The organism is Sphingomonas sp. ACRSK, from assembly GCF_022346685.1.
GTDB classification, from domain to species: Bacteria; Pseudomonadota; Alphaproteobacteria; order Sphingomonadales; family Sphingomonadaceae; genus Sphingomonas; species Sphingomonas molluscorum.
Map to the genome: position 1 here is coordinate 13,333 of NZ_JAKRNR010000014.1, position 17,991 is coordinate 31,323.

General features: G+C 70.0%; 16 protein-coding genes. 8 read left to right on the forward strand and 8 right to left on the reverse strand.

Annotated features, from left to right (window positions below; all coding sequences use genetic code 11):
* Nucleotides 1-8 precede the first annotated feature (8 nt).
* The 7 genes from MHZ35_RS09275 to MHZ35_RS09305 form a co-directional block, all read right to left on the reverse strand.
* Complete coding sequence (locus tag MHZ35_RS09275) at nt 9-1,094, reverse strand: AAA family ATPase (RefSeq protein ID WP_239435343.1); 1,086 nt, start codon at nt 1,092-1,094, stop codon at nt 9-11.
* 13 nt (nt 1,095-1,107) lie between these two features.
* On the reverse strand, nt 1,108-2,727 hold the full coding sequence (locus tag MHZ35_RS09280; RefSeq protein WP_239435344.1) for a hypothetical protein: 1,620 nt from the start codon (nt 2,725-2,727) through the stop codon (nt 1,108-1,110).
* Nucleotides 2,724-3,626: an AAA family ATPase gene (locus MHZ35_RS09285; protein ID WP_239435345.1), complete on the reverse strand. Its 903-nt coding sequence runs from the start codon at nt 3,624-3,626 to the stop codon at nt 2,724-2,726. Before MHZ35_RS09285 ends, MHZ35_RS09280 begins: the two co-directional genes overlap by 4 nt.
* Nucleotides 3,623-5,152 carry an XrtA system polysaccharide chain length determinant gene (locus tag MHZ35_RS09290; RefSeq protein WP_239435346.1) on the reverse strand — a complete coding sequence of 510 codons (1,530 nt, stop codon included), beginning with the start codon at nt 5,150-5,152 and terminating at the stop codon, nt 3,623-3,625. Before MHZ35_RS09290 ends, MHZ35_RS09285 begins: the two co-directional genes overlap by 4 nt.
* Before the next feature lie 10 nt (nt 5,153-5,162).
* Complete coding sequence (locus MHZ35_RS09295) at nt 5,163-5,759, reverse strand: XrtA/PEP-CTERM system exopolysaccharide export protein (protein ID WP_425542295.1); 597 nt, start codon at nt 5,757-5,759, stop codon at nt 5,163-5,165.
* Between the two features lie 234 nt (nt 5,760-5,993).
* Complete coding sequence (locus tag MHZ35_RS09300; RefSeq protein ID WP_239435347.1) at nt 5,994-7,232, reverse strand: pyridoxal-dependent decarboxylase, exosortase A system-associated; 1,239 nt, start codon at nt 7,230-7,232, stop codon at nt 5,994-5,996.
* The gene (locus MHZ35_RS09305; protein WP_239435348.1) at nt 7,229-8,764 is read right to left on the reverse strand and encodes an acyl-CoA ligase (AMP-forming), exosortase A system-associated; all 1,536 of its coding nucleotides are present in this window, start codon (nt 8,762-8,764) and stop codon (nt 7,229-7,231) included. The genes MHZ35_RS09300 and MHZ35_RS09305 overlap by 4 nt, the downstream gene beginning before the upstream one ends.
* Nucleotides 8,765-8,877: 113 nt before the next feature.
* Between MHZ35_RS09305 and MHZ35_RS09310 the strand changes: the two genes are divergently transcribed.
* The 3 genes from MHZ35_RS09310 to MHZ35_RS09320 are packed head-to-tail and all read left to right on the forward strand — an operon-like array spanning nt 8,878 to nt 10,723.
* On the forward strand, nt 8,878-9,150 hold the full coding sequence (locus tag MHZ35_RS09310) for an acyl carrier protein (protein WP_239435349.1): 273 nt from the start codon (nt 8,878-8,880) through the stop codon (nt 9,148-9,150).
* Nucleotides 9,147-9,950: a hypothetical protein gene (locus MHZ35_RS09315; protein WP_239435350.1), complete on the forward strand. Its 804-nt coding sequence runs from the start codon at nt 9,147-9,149 to the stop codon at nt 9,948-9,950. Before MHZ35_RS09310 ends, MHZ35_RS09315 begins: the two co-directional genes overlap by 4 nt.
* On the forward strand, nt 9,935-10,723 hold the full coding sequence (locus MHZ35_RS09320) for a hydrolase 1, exosortase A system-associated (RefSeq protein WP_239435351.1): 789 nt from the start codon (nt 9,935-9,937) through the stop codon (nt 10,721-10,723). Before MHZ35_RS09315 ends, MHZ35_RS09320 begins: the two co-directional genes overlap by 16 nt.
* A gap of 147 nt (nt 10,724-10,870) precedes the next feature.
* On the opposite strand, the gene trxB is transcribed toward MHZ35_RS09320, so the two are convergent.
* Entirely contained in the window at nt 10,871-11,839 is a 969-nt protein-coding gene (trxB, locus tag MHZ35_RS09325) for a thioredoxin-disulfide reductase (RefSeq protein ID WP_239435352.1), read from the reverse strand.
* A 158-nt stretch (nt 11,840-11,997) separates the two neighbouring features.
* Between trxB and MHZ35_RS09330 the strand changes: the two genes are divergently transcribed.
* The 5 genes from MHZ35_RS09330 to MHZ35_RS09350 all read left to right on the forward strand — a co-directional run bounded on the left by MHZ35_RS09330 (nt 11,998) and on the right by MHZ35_RS09350 (nt 17,953).
* The gene (locus MHZ35_RS09330) at nt 11,998-12,600 is read left to right on the forward strand and encodes a peptidylprolyl isomerase (protein WP_239435353.1); all 603 of its coding nucleotides are present in this window, start codon (nt 11,998-12,000) and stop codon (nt 12,598-12,600) included.
* Nucleotides 12,601-12,755: 155 nt separating this feature from the next.
* Entirely contained in the window at nt 12,756-15,131 is a 2,376-nt protein-coding gene (locus MHZ35_RS09335; protein ID WP_239435354.1) for a TonB-dependent receptor, read from the forward strand.
* Between the two features lie 145 nt (nt 15,132-15,276).
* Complete coding sequence (locus MHZ35_RS09340) at nt 15,277-16,038, forward strand: sulfite exporter TauE/SafE family protein (protein WP_239435355.1); 762 nt, start codon at nt 15,277-15,279, stop codon at nt 16,036-16,038.
* A 65-nt stretch (nt 16,039-16,103) separates the two neighbouring features.
* Nucleotides 16,104-16,826: a phosphocholine cytidylyltransferase family protein gene (locus tag MHZ35_RS09345; protein WP_239435356.1), complete on the forward strand. Its 723-nt coding sequence runs from the start codon at nt 16,104-16,106 to the stop codon at nt 16,824-16,826.
* Nucleotides 16,826-17,953, forward strand: coding sequence for a hypothetical protein (locus tag MHZ35_RS09350; protein ID WP_239435357.1), 1,128 nt, complete (start codon nt 16,826-16,828; stop codon nt 17,951-17,953). The genes MHZ35_RS09345 and MHZ35_RS09350 overlap by 1 nt, the downstream gene beginning before the upstream one ends.
* Nucleotides 17,954-17,991: the final 38 nt, after the last annotated feature.

Here is a 17,991-nt window from a genome sequence, read left to right on the forward strand (position 1 = left end):
GCGGCGGCTCAGGCGGCGTTGCCGCGCAGCCGGTCGATGTTGGGCCGGCGCTCCTCGCCCTCCACCCAATCGACCAGCAGCATCAGCACGCGGCGCACCGTCTCGTCCTGATCGGCCAGGCGCGCCTCCAGCTCGGCGATGCGATCGTTGAGCGCCGCCAGCTCCGCGGTCTGCGTGCTGCCGGGTGGGGGCACGGCGTGGAGCACGCCGCGCGCCGGGCGGGCGGCGTCCGGCGATGGCGCAGCGGCGGGCACATGCTCCTCCGCCTCTTCCGAATGGCCCACGTCGTCGGCCAGCTCCGCGCCGACGGCGTCGATCTCGGCTGCGTCGAAGCGCTCGATCTCCTCGACGCCACCCATCAGGAGCACGCGGCTCATCAACAAGTTCAGCCGGCGCGGCACGCCGCCCGACCAGCGATGCAGCGCCTCGATCGCCTCGGGCGTGAAGTCCGGCCGGCCGTTCCAGCCGACCAGCGACAAGCGGTGGACGATGTAGGGCTCGACCTCATGCGCCTCCATCGGATCGAGATGGTGCATCGCGATCACGCGCTGGCGCAGCTGCTCGACCCGGCCGGAGCCCTGCAGTCGCTCGCGGAACTCGGGCTGGCCGAGCAGGAAGATCTGGAGCAGCGCATGGCCGCCGGCCTGGAAATTGGACAGCATCCGCAGCTCTTCGATCGCGGAGAGCGGCAGCGACTGCGCCTCATCCACCACCAGCAGCGTGCGGCGGCCGGCACGCGCGACCGCATGAAGACCACGCTCGATCGCGGACAGCAGCTGCGCCTTGGAAAGACCCGTCGGGTCGGTGCCCAGGCCCGACGCGATGACCTGCAACAGGTCCTCCGGCTCCAGCTGGGTCGTCACCAGCCGGATGACGTTCAGGCGAGCGGGATCGATGGTGGAAAGGACGTGGCCCAAGAGCGTGGTCTTGCCCGCACCCGGCTCGCCGGTGATGACGATGAAGCCCTCACCCTCGCTCAGGCCATAGGTAAGGTACGCCATCGCCTTGCGATGGGTGCCGGTGTCGAACCAGAACGCCGGATCCGGCGTGAGCTGGAACGGCTTGCCCGAAAGGCCATAGAAGTCGTCGTACATCGTCCCGGCCTCCTCAGAAGCGGTAGCCGAAAGCGAGCAGGGCCTGGGCGATCCAGGCGCTTTCGCTCCGTTCGACATCAAAAGTGTACAGCCCGGCCGAAAAGGTCCCATAGGCCCGGCCGAAGTTGCGATAATAGGCGCCCTGCGCGCCGCCGCCCCAGCTGTCGAGCGCGCCGTCGATCCCGCTGGTGAAGTAGTTGGCATAGAGGTCCGCGGTCACCCCCGAACGCGAATCCAACGCCCGCTGCGCGAACGCCTGCGCGTAGTAGCTCTCGTCATTGCTGCGGTAGATGTCTGCACCCGGCACCTCCGGGAGGAAATAGTGACGGTTGCTGTAGCCCGCCCCTACCCCCAGCCGCGTGTTGCCGCGGCTGACGGCATAGACCGCATCGACCCCGCGCGCGCGATAGACGGCGGTGGAGATCGACTGGAACACCGGGGTCAGGCAGGTGCCGGGCTGCGGGACGCCGCCCGGCGTGGTGCCGCCGCTGAACACGCAGCCGCTGTAGCGGTTGCCGAACGGATCGGTACCGCCGTTGTAGAAGCTGGTCGGCAGCGATGCGAGGCCGCTGGTCAGCTGCTGGCCGAAGGTGGTGACCGTGTCGTAGACCCGCACCTGGAGACCGGCATTGGGTGCCGTCTGCCACGTCAGCGATCCCGTGTAGATCATGCTGCCGTAGCGCTGGCCGATCCGCGCCTCCAGCTGGAAGCGCGGGCTCGGGTGCCAGACGACACCCGCGTCCCAGATCACGCCATCGACGTCATAGGCCAGGCGGATTGGGGAATCGGGATCGGTCACATACCGGCCGGACCCGTCCAGGACGGGGAAGCCCTGCGCATCCAGCAGCGGATCGCGCTGGCCGACCTCGATCTTTTCCCAGCCGATGCCGCCGACCACCGCGAGTTCGCGGCTCACCGGCATCAGCGCGTCCAGGCGCAGGAACTTGCCCTCGTAGAACTGGTCGAGCTGGCTCGTGTCTTCCCGCACCAGCCCGCCCGAAAGCGTGAGGCCGACCGGCAGCACCGTACCCGGCCGGGTCGAGAGGCTGCCGGTCAGCTGATGGCTGGTGGAATCGTCATAGAAGTCCAGCTCGCGGCCGGTCTCGTCGCGGAACAGGTCCGGCGCCTCCACCTTGGTGTCGCCGAGGCGATAGGCGGCGTTGACCGCGACCGGGCCGGCCCGCGTTGAGAGCGTGGGCCCACCGTAGAGCGAATAGACCTGGGTGCTGCTGCCGTCATAGCCGGCGAGATAGGCGGGCGAGCCGCCGCCGATGCCCGCGCGGGTGCGGGTTGCGAGTGCGCCCGCCTCTACCGAGATGGTGCGGGTGAGCTGCGCGTTCGCACGGGCGAGGCCGGAATGGACGTCGCTGTCGCGGGCGTCGTCTCCCCATCCGAAGGTGCGCTGATATTGATAGGACAGCTGCACCTGTACCCGCCGGCTCTGCACCACCGCGTCCACGCCGGCAGTCAGCTGGGTGTAGGTGAGGACATCGTCATTGGTGAGGTCCGCCGACAGCACCTGGCCGACCTCGATATAGGGCGACACCTCGACCCGGCGCCCCTGCGCCTGGGCCGGATCCGTCACTGTCAGCACCAGCACGCCCGCACCGGCCAGCCACGCGGCTCGGTTCACGCCTCCTCCTCCGCTTCGTAATAGCTGCCGAAGCGGCGGCCGCGCGGCTGGAGGGAGACGGCGTTCAAGAGCAGCTGCACCGTGTCGCAGCCATCGAGCAGCGCCACCGCCTCGCGCAGGTCGCTCTCGCTGGTGCGATCCGCGCGCACCACGACCAGCACCTGGCCGACATGCTCCGCAAGCGCCGCCGCGGTGGAGGCCGCGAGCACCGGTGCCGAATCGAAGACCATCAAGCGGCGCGGGTTCGCCCGCTCGAGCCGCTGGAGCAGGGCATGGGCACGGTCACTCGCCAGCAATTCGGTGTCGTTGTCGCTGCGGGCACCGGCCGGCAGCACCGACAAATTCGGCACGTCCGTCGGGATGATGCAGCCCTCGACGTCGATCGACGGGTCGGCGAGCGCATCGAGCAGTCCCGGCCCGCTCGTAATGCCGAGCGTGTCCGGCACGTCGGGCTTGGCGAAGTCGGCGTCGATCAGCAGCACTTCGAGATCGCGCTCGGCGGCGAGCGAGAGCGCGAGGTTGACCGAGCAGAAGGTCTTGCCCTCGTCGGGCTGGGCCGAACAGACGAGCACGCTGCGCGAGCGGGCGGCGTCGCCCTCGCGCGCGGCGAGCAGCAGCTGGCGCTTCACCAGGCGGAATTCTTCGGCCAACGCCGTGACGGGGCCGCCGGGGACGAGCATGCCGCGCTCCGCCAGCCGCACCCGGTCGATCGGCTCGGGTGCGCGAGCGGGAACCGAGGGGGCAGCGGGTTCGGCAGGGTTCGCCGCGGGCGCAGGTGCCGGGCCCATCGGGCGCAGGCCGGCGCCCGGCTGGAAGCCATAGCGCTCGACGGCGCGCTCGAGCAGCGAGCCGCGACGGCGCGGGGGCGGCGGAGCGCCGTTGATCGGATCTCCCCTCATGCCGCCGCGAGCCCCCGCATCAGGAACTCGACGGCGATCAGCGCGACAAAGGCCACGCCCAGCGCCGCGGTGGCTCCGGTGAACAGCTTCAGGCGCCGCTGCCGCAGCTGCTGCTGCGTCTGCGTCAGCATCTCGCCTATCGAGCCGATCACCGGCAGGCCGCTTGCCCGCTCCAGCCGCGCGGCGGTGGAGAAGCCGGACCGCAGCTTGCCGAGCGCAAAGGCGCTGGCGACGCCGCCGCCCAGCCCCACGATCAGCACGCCGAAGAGCAGCAGCGGGCGGTTGGGAGAGGCAGGCACGCTCGACTGGCTGGGCGGGTCGATCAGGCTGAACTTGACCGCATCCGTCTCGTTCTGGACCTGGCGGCGCAGGCGGACCTGCTCGCGGTCGGCGAGCAGCTGGTCGTACTGCGTCTTCATGGCCGCGATGTCCTGATCGAGCTGGGCCTGCTGAGCAGCGGCCGCCGGATCGCGGGCCATGCGGGCCTGGACGCCGGCGAGCTGCGCCTCCAGCTGCCCCTTGCGCTGCGACAGCTCGGCCACGCGCGCGGCGCGTTCGGTGCGCATCGACTGGAGTTGAAAATAGAGCGGGTTCGTCTGAGCCGCCGATCCGCCGCTGCGCGTCACCGGCTCATTGCGGGCCGCGGCGCGTGCGGCGGCAAGCTGGCGGTTGAGCGCGATCATGTCCGGATGCTGGTCCGTCCAGCCGCGCCCGCGGCCTTCCGCCAGCTGGCCCTCGATCGCCGCGACGCGTGCACGCGCCGGGCCGGCCGCTACGCTTCCCGCGTCGCCGGCGACCGTCGCCGCCGTGGCGGCAAGCTGGTTGTTTACCGCGGACAGGCTGGTGTTCGCCGCGGCAAGCTCGCCGTCGATCTGCGCCAGCTGTTCGCGCGCCTGGCTCATCCGCTCGTCGAGCGAGCCGGTGCCCGGCAGCAGGTTCAGGAACTGCGCCTGGAAGCCCTGCCGCTTCGCCTCTACCTGGGCGATCTGCTGCTGACGGGCGCCCAGCTGCTGGTCCAGGAACCGCAGCGACTGGCTGGTCGCATCGCGCCCGCTCGCCAGATTGTCCTCGACGAAGAGGTCGATCATCTTCTGCACGACTTCGCGCGCCAGTCGGGGGTCGCCCAGCGTCGCCGAAATCTCGAACAGATTGTCCTGCTGCGCGACGATGCGGATCGCCTGTTGCAGCATCGCGATGCGGTCGTTGACGTCGCGGTCGTTGGCGACGGTTTTCGCCAGGCTGGTGCCGCGCACGACCTTTTCGAGGTTGTAGGCGGAGGCGAGCGTCTGGCGGACGCGCTCGATGTCCTCTGCCTGCTGGTCCTGGATGCCGCCCGTCGCGGTGCTGGTGGGCAGGATCGAACGCAGCTGGACCGACAGGCGCGCGGTAGACGTGTAGCGGTTGGGGATCTGCGACACGGCGAGCCAGCCGACCAGGCAGATCGCCCAGGCGACGCCCAGCGCCACCCAGCGACGAAGCCACACCAGGTGTGCGGCGACCCGCAGTTCGTCGAAGAGACCCTCCACCAGCGGCCCTTTAGAACATGGTTTCCGGGATGATAATAACATCCCCCGGCGCCAGCCGCACGTTCGCGGAAGTGTCGCCGTCCTTCAGCAGGCTCGCGATGCGCAGGCCATATTCCTGCTGCTTGCCGGTGGTCCGGTCATAGCGCACCAGCCGCGCGCGATTGCCGGCCGCGAACTCGTTCACGCCGCCGACCGCGATCATCGCGTCGAGCAGCGTCATGTTGGCGCGGTACGGCAGCGATGCCGGCTTCTCGGTGGCGCCGACGACGCGCACCTGCTGGCTGTAGGTGCCGGAGAAATTCTCCACGATCACCGACACCAGCGGGTCCTTGATATACTCGCCGAGCGCGAGCTTCATGTCCTGGGCAAGCATCGCCGGCGTCTTGCCGACGGCGGGCATGTCGCTGATCAGCGGCGTGGTGATGCGGCCATCGGGGCGGACCTGCACCTTCGCCGACAGCTCCGGGTTGCGCCACACGAAGACGTTGAGTTGGTCGAGCGGGCCGATCACATAATCCTCGCCCGGCGTCTCCTGCGCGGTGACGAAGGGCGCGGCCGGCAGTTCGGGGCGGGTCGCGGCGCATCCGCCCAGCAGCATCGCTGCCATGGCCATGATGCCGGCCGCCGCCGGGAAGCTGTGCACGCGCATATCGAACCCCTCGCTCATCGCCCGCCGCCCAAGGGGTGCAGGATCGTTGCTGCCCTATACCCGGCCCGGTAAAGATAGGGTTAGGTAGAAACCGGCGGTTCCCTTGGGTCGGCGTCCCATATCGGGAAGCTTCCCGACGCCTGCCAGCCGCACTCCAGCCCCCCAGGCCGTTCGGAAGCGGCTCAACGACCTTCAGGTCCGGCGGTTCCCCTGGACCACCAGCTCGCGCGCCGCCGGGTGGCCGAGAAAGGCCGCCGGGCTGGCGGTCGCGCCATAGGCACCGGCCAGGAAGATCGCGATGAGGTCGCCCACGGCGACCTCGGGCAGAGCGACCTTGTCGGCGAGCCGGTCGAGCGGCGTACACAGGCAGCCTACGACCGAGGCGGTCTGGGTTGCGGGCTCCGCCATCCGCCCGGCGACGGCGACCGGGTAGTTGCGGCGCACCACCGTCCCGAAATTGCCGCTGGCGGCAAGCTGATGGTGCAGCCCGCCGTCGACGATCACGAAGCACTCGCCGCCGCTGTCCTTCACGTCGATGACGCGGGTGAGGTAGACGCCCGCCTCCCCCACGAGCCACCGCCCGAGTTCGATCGCAAACGTGCTGTCGGCCAGCGTGGCAGGGCGCGTCGCCAGCGCGTCCCCGAGGGCAGCGCCGACCGCTGCGACGTCGACGGGCAGGTCGCCTGCGAAATAAGGGATACCGAACCCGCCGCCCAGGTTGACCAGCGGCGGTGCGGCTCCGGTCTCGTCCGCAAGCCGGGCAGCGAGCGCGACGGTGGCGGCCTGGGTCTCGATGATCGCGGCGGTGTCGAGCGCCTGGGAGCCGGCAAAGATGTGGAAGCCGCGCCACGCCGCGCCGGAGGCAAGGATGGTGCGGACGAGCGCCGGCACGCGCGCGGCATCGACCCCGAAGGGGGATGCGCGCCCGCCCATCCGCATGCCCGAGCCGCGCAGCTCGAAGTCCGGGTTCACCCGCACGGCCAGTCGCGGAGCGATGCCGAGCCGCTCGCCGATCGCGATCGCCCGGGCCACCTCTCCCTCGGACTCCGCGTTCAGGGTGGCGCCGACCTCAATCGCCGCCGCGAGTTCGTCGTCGCGCTTGCCGGGGCCGGCGAAGCTGATCTCGGCGGCGGGCTTCACCGCCAGCGCCTGCGCCAGTTCCCCGCCCGAGGCGACGTCGAGCCCGTCGACCAGCGGCGCGATGCCGGCAAGCAATTCGGGATGCGGGTTCGCCTTCATCGCATAGTGAATGCCGACCTCGGCCGGCAGCGCGCTCCGCAGCACGTCGACCCGCTCCGCGACGACACCCAGGTCATAGACGAACAGCGGCGTGTCACCCGCGCGGGCGACCAGCGCCTCGGCATCCTCGCCGCCGATGGTCAGCCGCTGCTGTCCGGCAAAGGCGGGCGGGATCGGGCCGGTCGGCTTCATTGCGGCGTCTCCTGGAACTCGGCGAGCACGGCGGCGCGCAAGCCGCTGCGATCGAGCTTGCCGTTGGCGTTGCGCGGCAGCGCGTCGCGCCAGCGATAGTGGGCGGGCTGCTGAAAGGCGGGAAGCTCGCGACGCAGGCGCTCGCGCAAGGCTGCCTCTGCAGCCTCGGCGGGGCCGTTGGCGCGGGCGACGACCAGCACTGCCTGGCCGAGCCGCGGATCGGGCACGCCGAACGCCGCGGCCTCCGCCGCCTCGCCGCCCGCAAGCACCGCCTCCTCCACCTCGGTCGGACTGATGCGGTTGCCGGCGCTCTTGATCATCTCGTCGTCGCGGCCGACGAAGCGGAGCAGGCCGTCCTGCCCCTCCACGACCGTGTCGCCGGACCAGACCGCGGTGCCGCCGTGCTCGGCGAACGCAGGTGCAGGCCGGAAGCGCTGGGCGGTCCGCTCCGCATCCTGCCAATAGCCCTGCGCCACCAGCGGCCCCGCATGGACGAGTTCGCCGGGCTCGCCGGCCTGCGCGCGGCTGCCGTCGGGGCGCACCACCAGCACCTCGGCAAAGGGAATGGCGCGGCCGATCGCGTCCGGTGCGCCATCCACCAGCGCGGGATCAAGGAAGGTCGACCGGAATGCCTCGGTTAGGCCGTACATCGGGTAGAGATCGGCCTGTGGGAACCGCTGGCGGAGCGCACGCACCATCGGGGTCGTCAGCGCGCCGCCCGAATTGGTGAGCCGCCGCAACCGCGCTGCCGTCTCGGCGGGCCAGTTCGCCTCGAGCAGCTGCGTCCACAGCGGCGGCACGCCGGCCAGGCTCGTGATCCCCTCGCGCTCCACCGCCTTCACCACGTCCCGCGCGGTCAGATAGTCGAGCGGCACCACGCAACTGCCCGCAGCCCAGGTGGAGAAAAGCTGGTTCTGCCCATAGTCGAAGCTCAGCGGCAGCACGCCGAGCACGCGGTCGGCGGGCGCGAGGCGGAGATAATGGGCGACCGAGATCGCGCCGAGCCACAGGTTGGCGTGGCTGAGCATCACCCCCTTGGGTCGCCCGGTGGAGCCGGAGGTATAGAGGATCGCGGCAAGCGCGTCCGTGTCGCCGCGCGACGGCGGCAATGCCCCCGCCGCATGGGCAAGCGCCTCCTCCTCCAGCGCGATCGCGCAACCCTGCGGGACGTCGCCGGCCTCCAGCAGCCCGGCACGCATTGGCTGGGTCAGCAGCAGCGCGGCGCCGCTGTCGGCGAGGATATGCGCCACCTGCGCCCGCTTGAGAACCGGGTTGATCGGCACGTGCACCAGCCCGGCGCGGGCGGCGGCGAGTGGCATCAGGCAGGCCGCGCGCGACTTCGGCAACCAGCTGGCGACGCGACTGCCGGGCGCCAGCCCCCGCCCGTGGAGCCAGTGCGCGAGGCGTCCTACCGCCGCCTCCAGCTCGGCGTAGGAGAGCGTGCCGTCCTTGCCCGCCAATGCAGGCGCCGCCGGGCTTCCCCGCAACGGCAGCGTGTCCAGGGGCTGGGGCACAGGATCGAGCGGAACCATCGGCGAGCGCATAGCCGATGCCGTCGCCAAAGCCACGCCCGCATCGCGCGCGCAGCTTGGCTTTCGGGCCTGCGCCCACTAACAGCGGGTCCAATCAGCAAGAGGAAAATCCCTTGGTTCCGGAACAGGCGAACGAGATCGAGAACACCGTGCGGGCCGTGCTGCGGGACGTGCTGGGCCTGTCGGCCGAGCGGGTGGCGGCGTTCGACGCGGACACACCGCTGTTCGGCGCGCTGCCGGAGCTCGACTCCATGGCGGTCGCAGGCGTGCTCACCGAGATCGAGGACCGGCTGGGAATCCTGATCGAGGACGACCACATCGACGGCGATACGCTGGCGACCTTCGGCTCGCTGACCCGCTTCGCCATGGGCAAGGCGGTGCATTGATCGACCGCTACGACTGGCCCGGCGGCACGGAGGCGATGCTTCGCTTCGGTCCCGCCACCGGGCCGGTCGTGGTGCTTGCCCTGCCCCCCTTCGAGGAGGCGAACCGCACCCGCACGCTGATGGTGTCGGTGCTGCGCCGGCTGGCCGAGGTGGGCATCGGCGGCGTGCTCCCGGACCTGCCGGGCCAGGGCGAAAGCCTGGTTGCGACCGAAGACGCCACGTTGACGGACTGGCGCGCTGCGTTTGCCGCATGCGTCGCGACGCTGCCCCACCCCCGGTTCGCGGCAAGCATTCGCGCCGGGGCGCTGATCGACGGCGAAGCGGACGTTCAGGCGCGTTGGTCGCTGTCGCCGCAGACCGGCGCCGAGCTGTTGCGCGAGCTGCACCGCACGGCGCGTTCGGCCGGGACGCCGGAAGGCGCGGGAGCATCGCGCGAGGCGCAATCGACCTCCGCACACGACCGCATCCCTGCGCAGGTAGGGATCCAGGGCCAAGCAGAACAACGCTTGTCTAAACAGAGAAACCCTGGGCTCCTGCCTGCGCAGGAGCACGGCGACGCAGGAGCCGCGATCGAGATCGCGGGCAACCGCATCGGAACCCACTTGCTGGATGCGCTCGCCGGGGCGGACATCGGCAGGCCGGACAGGATCGTCCGGCTGGAGAGCGATGCCCGCGCGGCCGACCGCCGCCTCCCCTATTCGCCGCCCTGGCGGCGCGCCGAGCCGGAAGCGGATCCGGCGCTCGCGCAGGCACTTGCCGCCGACATTGCCGATTGGGTGGGAACGTGGCGCGCCGCCTGATCGAGTTCCCCTGCGCTGGCGAGCGGCTTGCCGCGACCCTGGACGAGGCGCCGGGCAGCACCGGGCTGCTCATCGTCTCGGGCGGCAATGAGCTACGGATCGGCGCGCACCGCGGCATGGCCCTGCTCGCGCAACGGATTGCGGCCGGCGGGTGGCCCGTGTTCCGCTACGACCGGCGCGGCATCGGCGATTCGACGGGCGAGAACCGCGGCTTTGCCGACAGCGGCGCGGACCTCGTCGCCGCCACCGCGGCGTTCCGCGCGGAGGCACCCGGCGTCTCCCGCATCCTGGGCTTCGGCAACTGCGATGCCGCGACCACCCTGGCCCTGTTCCACCAAGCGGCGGGCATCGACGCGCTGCTCCTCGCCAATCCGTGGCTGGTCGAGAGCACCGGCGACACCCCGCCCGCGGCCGCGGTGCGCGCGCGCTATGCCGAGCGGCTGGGCGACCCTGCCCAGTGGCTGCGGCTGCTGCGCGGCCAGGTCGATCTGCGCAAGCTCGCCCGGGGGCTTCGGACGGTCACGCAGGCCGCACCCACCGGCTTGGCCGAGCGGGTCGCGGAGGCGCTGGCCGGCAGCCACGTTCCCGCCACACTGCTGCTCGCGCGGCGCGACAACACGGCGATCGCCTGCGCCGACGCCTGGCGCGGCCGCGCGTTCGACGCCGTCCGCAGCCGCATCCCCATGCTGGAACACGACACCGCCAGCCACAGCTTCGCGCGCGCCCCCGACGCCGAATGGCTGCACGCGCGCGTGCGGGAGGCGCTCGGCTAGGCTACGCCGTTGGCTCTTTCTCCGTTCCCCTCGAGTAGCCGTCGAGCTTGTCGAGACGGCGTATCGAGAGGTCGGTCGTTGTGGCTCTCTCGATACGGGCTCTCGACAAGCTCGATCCCTACTCGAGACAAACGGAGGAGAGGCAGATCACTCGGCCGCTTCGGCGATCTTCTCGAAGTCCGCCTCGGCCAGGAAGCGCTCGGCATCGAGCGCGGCCATGCAGCCGGTGCCGGCCGCGGTCACCGCCTGGCGATAGACCTTGTCGGTGACGTCGCCGCACGCGAACACGCCCGGGACGTTGGTGCGGGTCGAGCCCTTCTCCACGACGATATAGCCGTCCTCGTCCAGCTCGACATGGCCGCGGAACAGCTCGGTCGCCGGGTGATGGCCGATCGCGACGAAGCCGCCGTCGACCTCGATCTGCGACAGCTCGCCGGTGACGGTGTCCTTGAGCTCGATGCCGACCAGCCCGACGTTGCCGCCGCCGTCGATGAAGCGCTCGACCTTCTTGTTCCAGAGCACGCTCACCGCGTCATGCGCGAACAGCCGCTCCTGCAGGATCTTTTCGGCGCGGAAGCTGTCGCGGCGATGGATGATCGTCACGTCGGGCGAGTGGTTGGTGAGGTACAGCGCCTCCTCGACCGCGGTGTTGCCGCCGCCGATCACCGCCACCTTCTTGCCGCGGTAGAAGAAGCCGTCGCAGGTCGCGCAGGCGCTGACGCCCTTGCCCTTCAGCGCTTCCTCGCTCTCCAGGCCAAGCCAGCGCGCCTGAGCACCGGTCGCGATCACCAGCACATCGCCTTCATAGACGTCGCCGCCGTCGCCGATCAGGCGGAACGGGCGCTGGCTCACGTCCACCTCGACAATGGTGTCGTACATCATCCGCGTGCCGACGTGCTCGGCCTGGGCCTGCATCTGCTCCATCAGCCAGGGGCCCTGAATCACCTCCGCGAAGCCGGGGTAGTTCTCGACGTCCGTCGTGGTGGTGAGCTGCCCGCCGGGCTGGATGCCCTGCACCACGATCGGGTTCAGGCCGGCGCGCGCGCCATAGATGGCGGCGGAGAGCCCGGCCGGGCCGGAGCCGAGGATCAGCATGCGGGTGGTGTGGGTGGTCATCTCTTTTCCGTCTCGAAACTGTCGCGCCATTAACGGCACGGCGGGTGTGACCGCAACATGGGGATGCGGCCCGGGCTGTCCCAGCAAAGAAAAGCTCCGGCTGCGCAAAGCCGCGCCCCGGCTGGCGTCGCGGCGGCCGAGCGCATAGGCTGAGCCCCATGTTGAAACGCCTGCTCCTGCTCGTCGCGGCGCTGTGCGCCGCTCCCGCCCTCGCCCAGACGCCCGCCGCCGCCCCTCCCGCCGCGCAAACGGCACGCGTGAAGGTGGAGACCAGCGAGGGCAGCATCGTGCTGGAGCTGGAGAAGAGCCGCGCGCCGATCACCACCGCCAATTTCCTGCGCTACGTCGATGAGAAGCGGCTGGACGGCACCGTCTTCTACCGCACGGTGCGAGTCACCCCGACCTTCGGCTTCGTCCAGTTCGGCGTGCAGAACGCCCCCAAGCGGGTACTGCCGCCAATCAAGCATGAGCCGACCACCCAGACGGGCGTGCGCCATGTCGACGGCGCGATCTCCATCGCGCGGCTGGCGCCCGGCACCGCGCAGGGCGACTTCACCATCAGCGTGGGCGCGCAGCCCTCGCTCGACGCGGACCCCAGCCGCGAAGGCGACAACCTCGGCTACGCGGCGTTCGGCCGGGTGGTCGAAGGGATGGAGGTCGTCCACCGCATCCTGAACGCGCCGGTGAGCGAAGGCGGCCACTTCAAGGGCGAGATGATCGCCGATCCCGTCCGCATCCTGTCCGCCCGCCGGATCGACTGACCTTCCGTTTCGGAGCCGGCGCGCCTGCCCAGCCCCGCCGAAACGGTGCCATCGCCCGTCCAATAGCCCTGCTTGTCGCTGGTAAAGCAGCATCCATGTTGATACTCCACTAAATCAGTGGAGATTGGCGCGGATAGACAACGGGGAGGTTGATTGTGCCGAGTTCGCTTGCGGTGATACTGGCGTTGCAGACCACGGCTCCGCTGGCGAGCACGGAGCCGCCCGTCCCGGCGGCCGAAGCCGTTGCGGCAGCCGAGGTGCAGGAGGCGCCTGCCGCCGAAGCCGCTGGAGGCGAGGACGTGGTGGTGACCGCCCGTCGTCGCGCCGAGCGCGCGCAGTCGGTGCCGATCGCGCTGTCGGTGCTCGGCGCCGAGCAGATCGCCCGCACCGGCACCTTCACCATCCAGCAGGTGTCGCAGCAGGCGCCGACGCTGCAATATACCTCGTCCAACCCGCGCAACACCGCGCTCAACATCCGCGGCCTGGGCGTGTCGTTCGGCCTTGCCAACGACGGCCTGGAGCAGGGCGTCGGCTTCTATGTCGATCAGGTCTACAACAGCCGCCCGGCCGCCTCCGCGTTCGACCTGCTCGACATCGAGCGGGTGGAGATCCTGCGCGGGCCGCAGGGCACGCTGTTCGGCAAGAACACCACCGCAGGCGCCGTCAACATCACCACCAAGTCGCCGAGCTTCACGCCCGAGGGCGAGTTCGAGGCGTCGGTCGGCACGCAGAAGTTCGGGCAGATCAAGGCGGCAGTGACCGGGCCGATCAGCGAAACGCTGGCGTTCCGCGTGGCGGCGGGCAAGACCACGCGCGACGGGTTCGTGCGAAGCACACTGACCGGTCGCAACGTCAACGACCTCGACAACTTCGCCGTCCGTGGGCAGCTGCTGTGGCAGCCGAACGACGACGTGCGGGTGCGTCTGATTGCCGACTACAACCTGTCCGATGCCGATTGCTGCACCCAGGTCTATGCCGGCTATGGCGAGACGCTGCGGCCTGCCAGCCGCCAGTTCCCCGCACTTTCCGCCGCGCTCGGCTATCGTCCGCCGAGCCTCGACCCCTATGACCGGCTTGCCGACGCGGATGGCAAGCTGAAGGCGCGGTCCGAGATCGGCGGCATCTCGGCGATCGCGGATGTGGACCTGGGCAGCAGCACCCTCACCTCGGTCAGCGCCTACCGCTGGTGGGACTGGCAGCCGGCGAACGACCGCGACTATACCGCGCTCGACATCCTGCCGCAGTCGGCCAACCCGGTGCAGCAGGACCAGCTGAGCCAGGAGATCCGGCTCGCGTCCAACGGCCAGAACCGGCTCGACTACACGCTCGGCCTCTATGCCTATTACCAGGAGCTGCGCGGGCAGAACGTCACCGAATGGGGATCGGACGCCGCCTTCTGGCTGCTGGGGACGCAGACGGCGAACGGCACCGCGATCCCGTCCAACCTGCTCGACGGCTACATCACCACCTCGTCGGCGCTGTCGACCATCCAGAGCTACGCGGCCTTCGCGCAGGTCACCTGGCACATCACCGATACGCTGCGCCTGACGCCGGGGCTTCGCTACACCTATGAGCACAAGACCGCCGATTACGAAGCGGTCGTGTCCGGCGGCCTCCAGACCAACGACCCGGCGCTCCAGGCGGCCAAGCTCTCGATCTTCCGTCCGCAGGCCTATGACGTGAAGTTCAGCGACGACGCGCTGACCGGCGACATCAACCTGTCGTGGCAGGCGCGGCCGAACCTGCTCGCCTATGCAAGCTATGCCCGCGGCTTCAAGTCGGGCGGCATCAACCTGGCGGGCCTGCCGTTCAACGCCACCAACAACCCCGCGCTCGATCGCGCGATCGTCAGCCCGGAAAAGTCGCAGTCCTACGAAGTGGGCATCAAGAGCCAGTGGTTCGGGCGCAAGCTCACGGCCAATTTCGCCCTGTTCCGCACCGACGTGGACGATTTCCAGGCGAACGTCGTCGATACCGGTCCGGGCGCGCTGCGCGGCTATCTCGCGAACATCGATTCGGTGCGGTCGCAGGGCGCCGAGCTGGACCTGGTGCTGGCGCCGGTCTCCGGCCTCTCGGCCTATCTGCGCACCGCCTTCACCGACGCCGACTATGTGTCCTTCGACAACGCCCCCTGCCCGCTCGAGCTGATCGCATCGGGAACGACGGTGTGCGACCTTTCGGGGAAGGATCTGCCGGGCACCTCGCGCTGGGCGTTTTCCTATGGCGCGGAATATCGCCGCCCGACCGGCCTGAACGGCGACGCCTATATCGGCATCGAGGGCCAGTCGCGCACCGGCTATTTCGCGGATGCGTCGGATTCGAAGTACCTCCGCATCGACGGCTACACGACCATCAACCTGCGCGTCGGCTTCGCCGCGGACGCCGGCTGGGAGGTGTTCGGGCTGGTCCGCAACCTGTTCGACAAGGACTATATGACCCTGCTCACGCCGCAGTCGGGCAATTCGGGCATGTTCTCCGGCGTGCCGGGCGACCCGCGCACCGCCCAGGTGACGGCACGCTATCGCTTCTAGAAGAAAAAGGGGGGCGATGCCGGCGCGGTGGACGCGCTCCCCCGCCGCGCCGGCGTCCGACCGCCCGGACCAGTTTAAACCATATCTATGTTGTTGGGCGAACTCCGCCACGGCATGGTCGAACCGCAACAACAGGGAAGATGCCGTGGATCCTTCGTTCAGCGTAGAAGCGTTGCTGCCGTTCATTGCCGTGGGATTCGGCGCCCAGATCGTCGACGGGGCGCTCGGCATGGCATTCGGCGTCATCTGCAACACGCTGCTGGTGGCGGTGATCGGGCTGCCGCCGGCGCGCGCGTCCGCCAACGTCCATGTGGTCGAGACCTTCACCACCGCGGTGTCCGGCATCAGCCATGTCCTGTCGGGCAATGTGGACAAGAAGCTGTTCCTGCGGCTGCTGATCCCCGGCGTCATCGGCGGCGTGAGCGGCGCATATCTGCTGACCAACCTGGATGGCGATGCGGTGAAGCCGTTCGTGCTCGGCTATCTGGTTGCGGTCGGCATCTACCTGCTGATCCGCGGCATCCTGTTCCCGCCCAAGCACGCCAAGCCCAAGGTTGTCGAGCCGCTGGGCCTCGCCGGCGGATTCCTGGATGCGGCGGGCGGCGGCGGCTGGGGCCCGATCGTCACCTCCAACCTGCTCGTCCAGGGCGTTGAGCCGCGCAAGGTGGTCGGGACCGTCAACAGCGTCGAATTCTTCCTGACGCTGACCGTCTCGGCGACCTTCATCTACCATCTGGGCATCCGCGACTTCGCCACTGCGACACTCGGCCTGCTGATCGGCGGCATCGTCGCGGCGCCGTTCGGCGCGGTGATGGCCAAGCGCATCCCGACCAAGACCATGCTGATCCTGGTCGGCACGGTGCTGACCATTACCAGCACCTATGGCTTCATCCGCGCGCTCGGCTGAGGCGGCGCAGCGCCCCTGGCGCCGCCGAAGCTGACAAGCGCAGGCCCAGCGGCTAAGGCGGGACCATGAAAGCGGTCATCCTGAGCGCGGGCTATGGCTCCCGGCTGCTGCCCCTCACCATGGAAATCCCCAAGTGCCTGGTGAAGGTGCAGGGGCGCGAGATCCTGCTGCAACAGCTGACCGCGCTTGCCGAGGCGGGGATCGAGGAAGCCGCGGTCGTCGTCGGATATCGCCACCGGCAGGTGCGCCAGTTCGTCGCCGAACGCGCGCTGCCGCTGCGCGTCACGACGGTGTTCAATCCGTTCTGGTCGGTGAGCAACAGCATCGGCAGCGTGTGGGTCGCCCGCGCGCACCTGCTGGAGCCCTTCTGCCTCCTGAACGGCGACACGGTGTTCGAGCAGGCGGTGCTGAGCGAAGCCCTGCGCCAGCCACCGCCCGGCATCGGCCTGGTCGTGGAGCCGATCCGCGGCCCCGTGCTGGACGACATGCGGGTCGCCGTGGCCGACGGCCGCGTGACGGCGGTTGCCAAGGACCTGGACAGCGCGCGCACCACCCACCGGTCGCTGGGCGTCATCACCAGCACCGGGGATGACGGCGCCTATGCCCGCGCACTCGAGACGGTGATCGAGCGCGACAGCGGCCACGCCGCCTATCACCACGCCATCGTCGCCGAACTGGCGGCGACCGTCGGCGTCACCGCCATCGAGCATCACGCCGGCAACTGGCAGGAGATCGACCGGCCCGAGGATATCGACGCCTGGGGCGCGGCACAGGGAATGCCCGCCTGATGCGCGACCGGGTCGCCTTTCTGTTCCTGGGCGAAACATTGCTGATCCCGCACCTCTTCCCGATCGTGGAAGCGCTCTCGGACCTTGCGCCGGAGCTGACGCAGGACCTGTGGGTCAGCACGTCGATGCACGAGGCGCTGATCGGCGGCTGGCTCGCCGAGCGGCCGCACGCGCCGATCCGCATCCGTCGCGCGCCCGGCTTCCGCACGGTTGCGGTGGACGCGGGCACCAACCCGCCGCTCCCGCCCAAGCTGCCGATGCTCGCGCGGCTCGCACCCCGGCTGGCCCGGGTGCCCGTCGCCGTCTGCGCCGAGCAGACGAGCCTGTGGCTGCCGCGGCTGCTGCCGTTCCTCCCCACCCGGTTCGTCAAGACGTCGCACGGGGTCGGCTCGATGAGCGCGCGCGACGACCGCCGCCGCCGTGCCGCCTGGCACACGCTGGTCCCGAGCGAGCGCGAGCGCCGCACCTACCTGCAACGCGGGATGCCGCCGGAGCGGATCGTCGCCACCGGCTATGTGAAGGCGGGGTTCCGCCAGCGCAGCTATGCGCGGCCGGACTTCGCAGAGGATCGCCCGGTCCTGCTCTACAATCCGCATTGGCAGCAGCACCGCTCCTCCTGGTGGCGCTGGGGCGAGCAGATCGTCCGGCAGGTGCTCGCCGAGGGCAGGTGGAACCTGATCTTCGCGCCCCACCAGCGGCTCGTCGAACGCGCACCGGAGGTTCGCGCGCTGTGCGAGGAACTGAAGGGCCGCGGCGACACGCATTGCGACTACCAGAGCTTCGCCGCGGTGGACGGCAGCTACACCGCCGCGGCCGACCTCTACCTGGGCGACACGTCCAGCCAGGTGCTGGAATTCCTGGTGCGGCCGCGTCCATGCGTGTTCCTGAACGCGGGCGGCGCGCACTGGCAGGACGATCCCTCCTACGCGATGTGGGTGGCCGGCGAAGTGGTGGACAGCCTCGACGGCGTCCTGCCTGCCCTGGCCCGCGCCGGGACCGAGCACCCGCGCTTTGCGGATGCGCAGGCGGCGCTCGCGAGCGATTCGCTCGGCGACACCAGCGGCGCCGCACCGACGCGCGCCGCATCCGAAATCCTGGGCGTATTGGCGGAGCGCCACTCGGGATGACGGCTTTCCTCTCGCAATCGGCGCACGATCGGGTATCG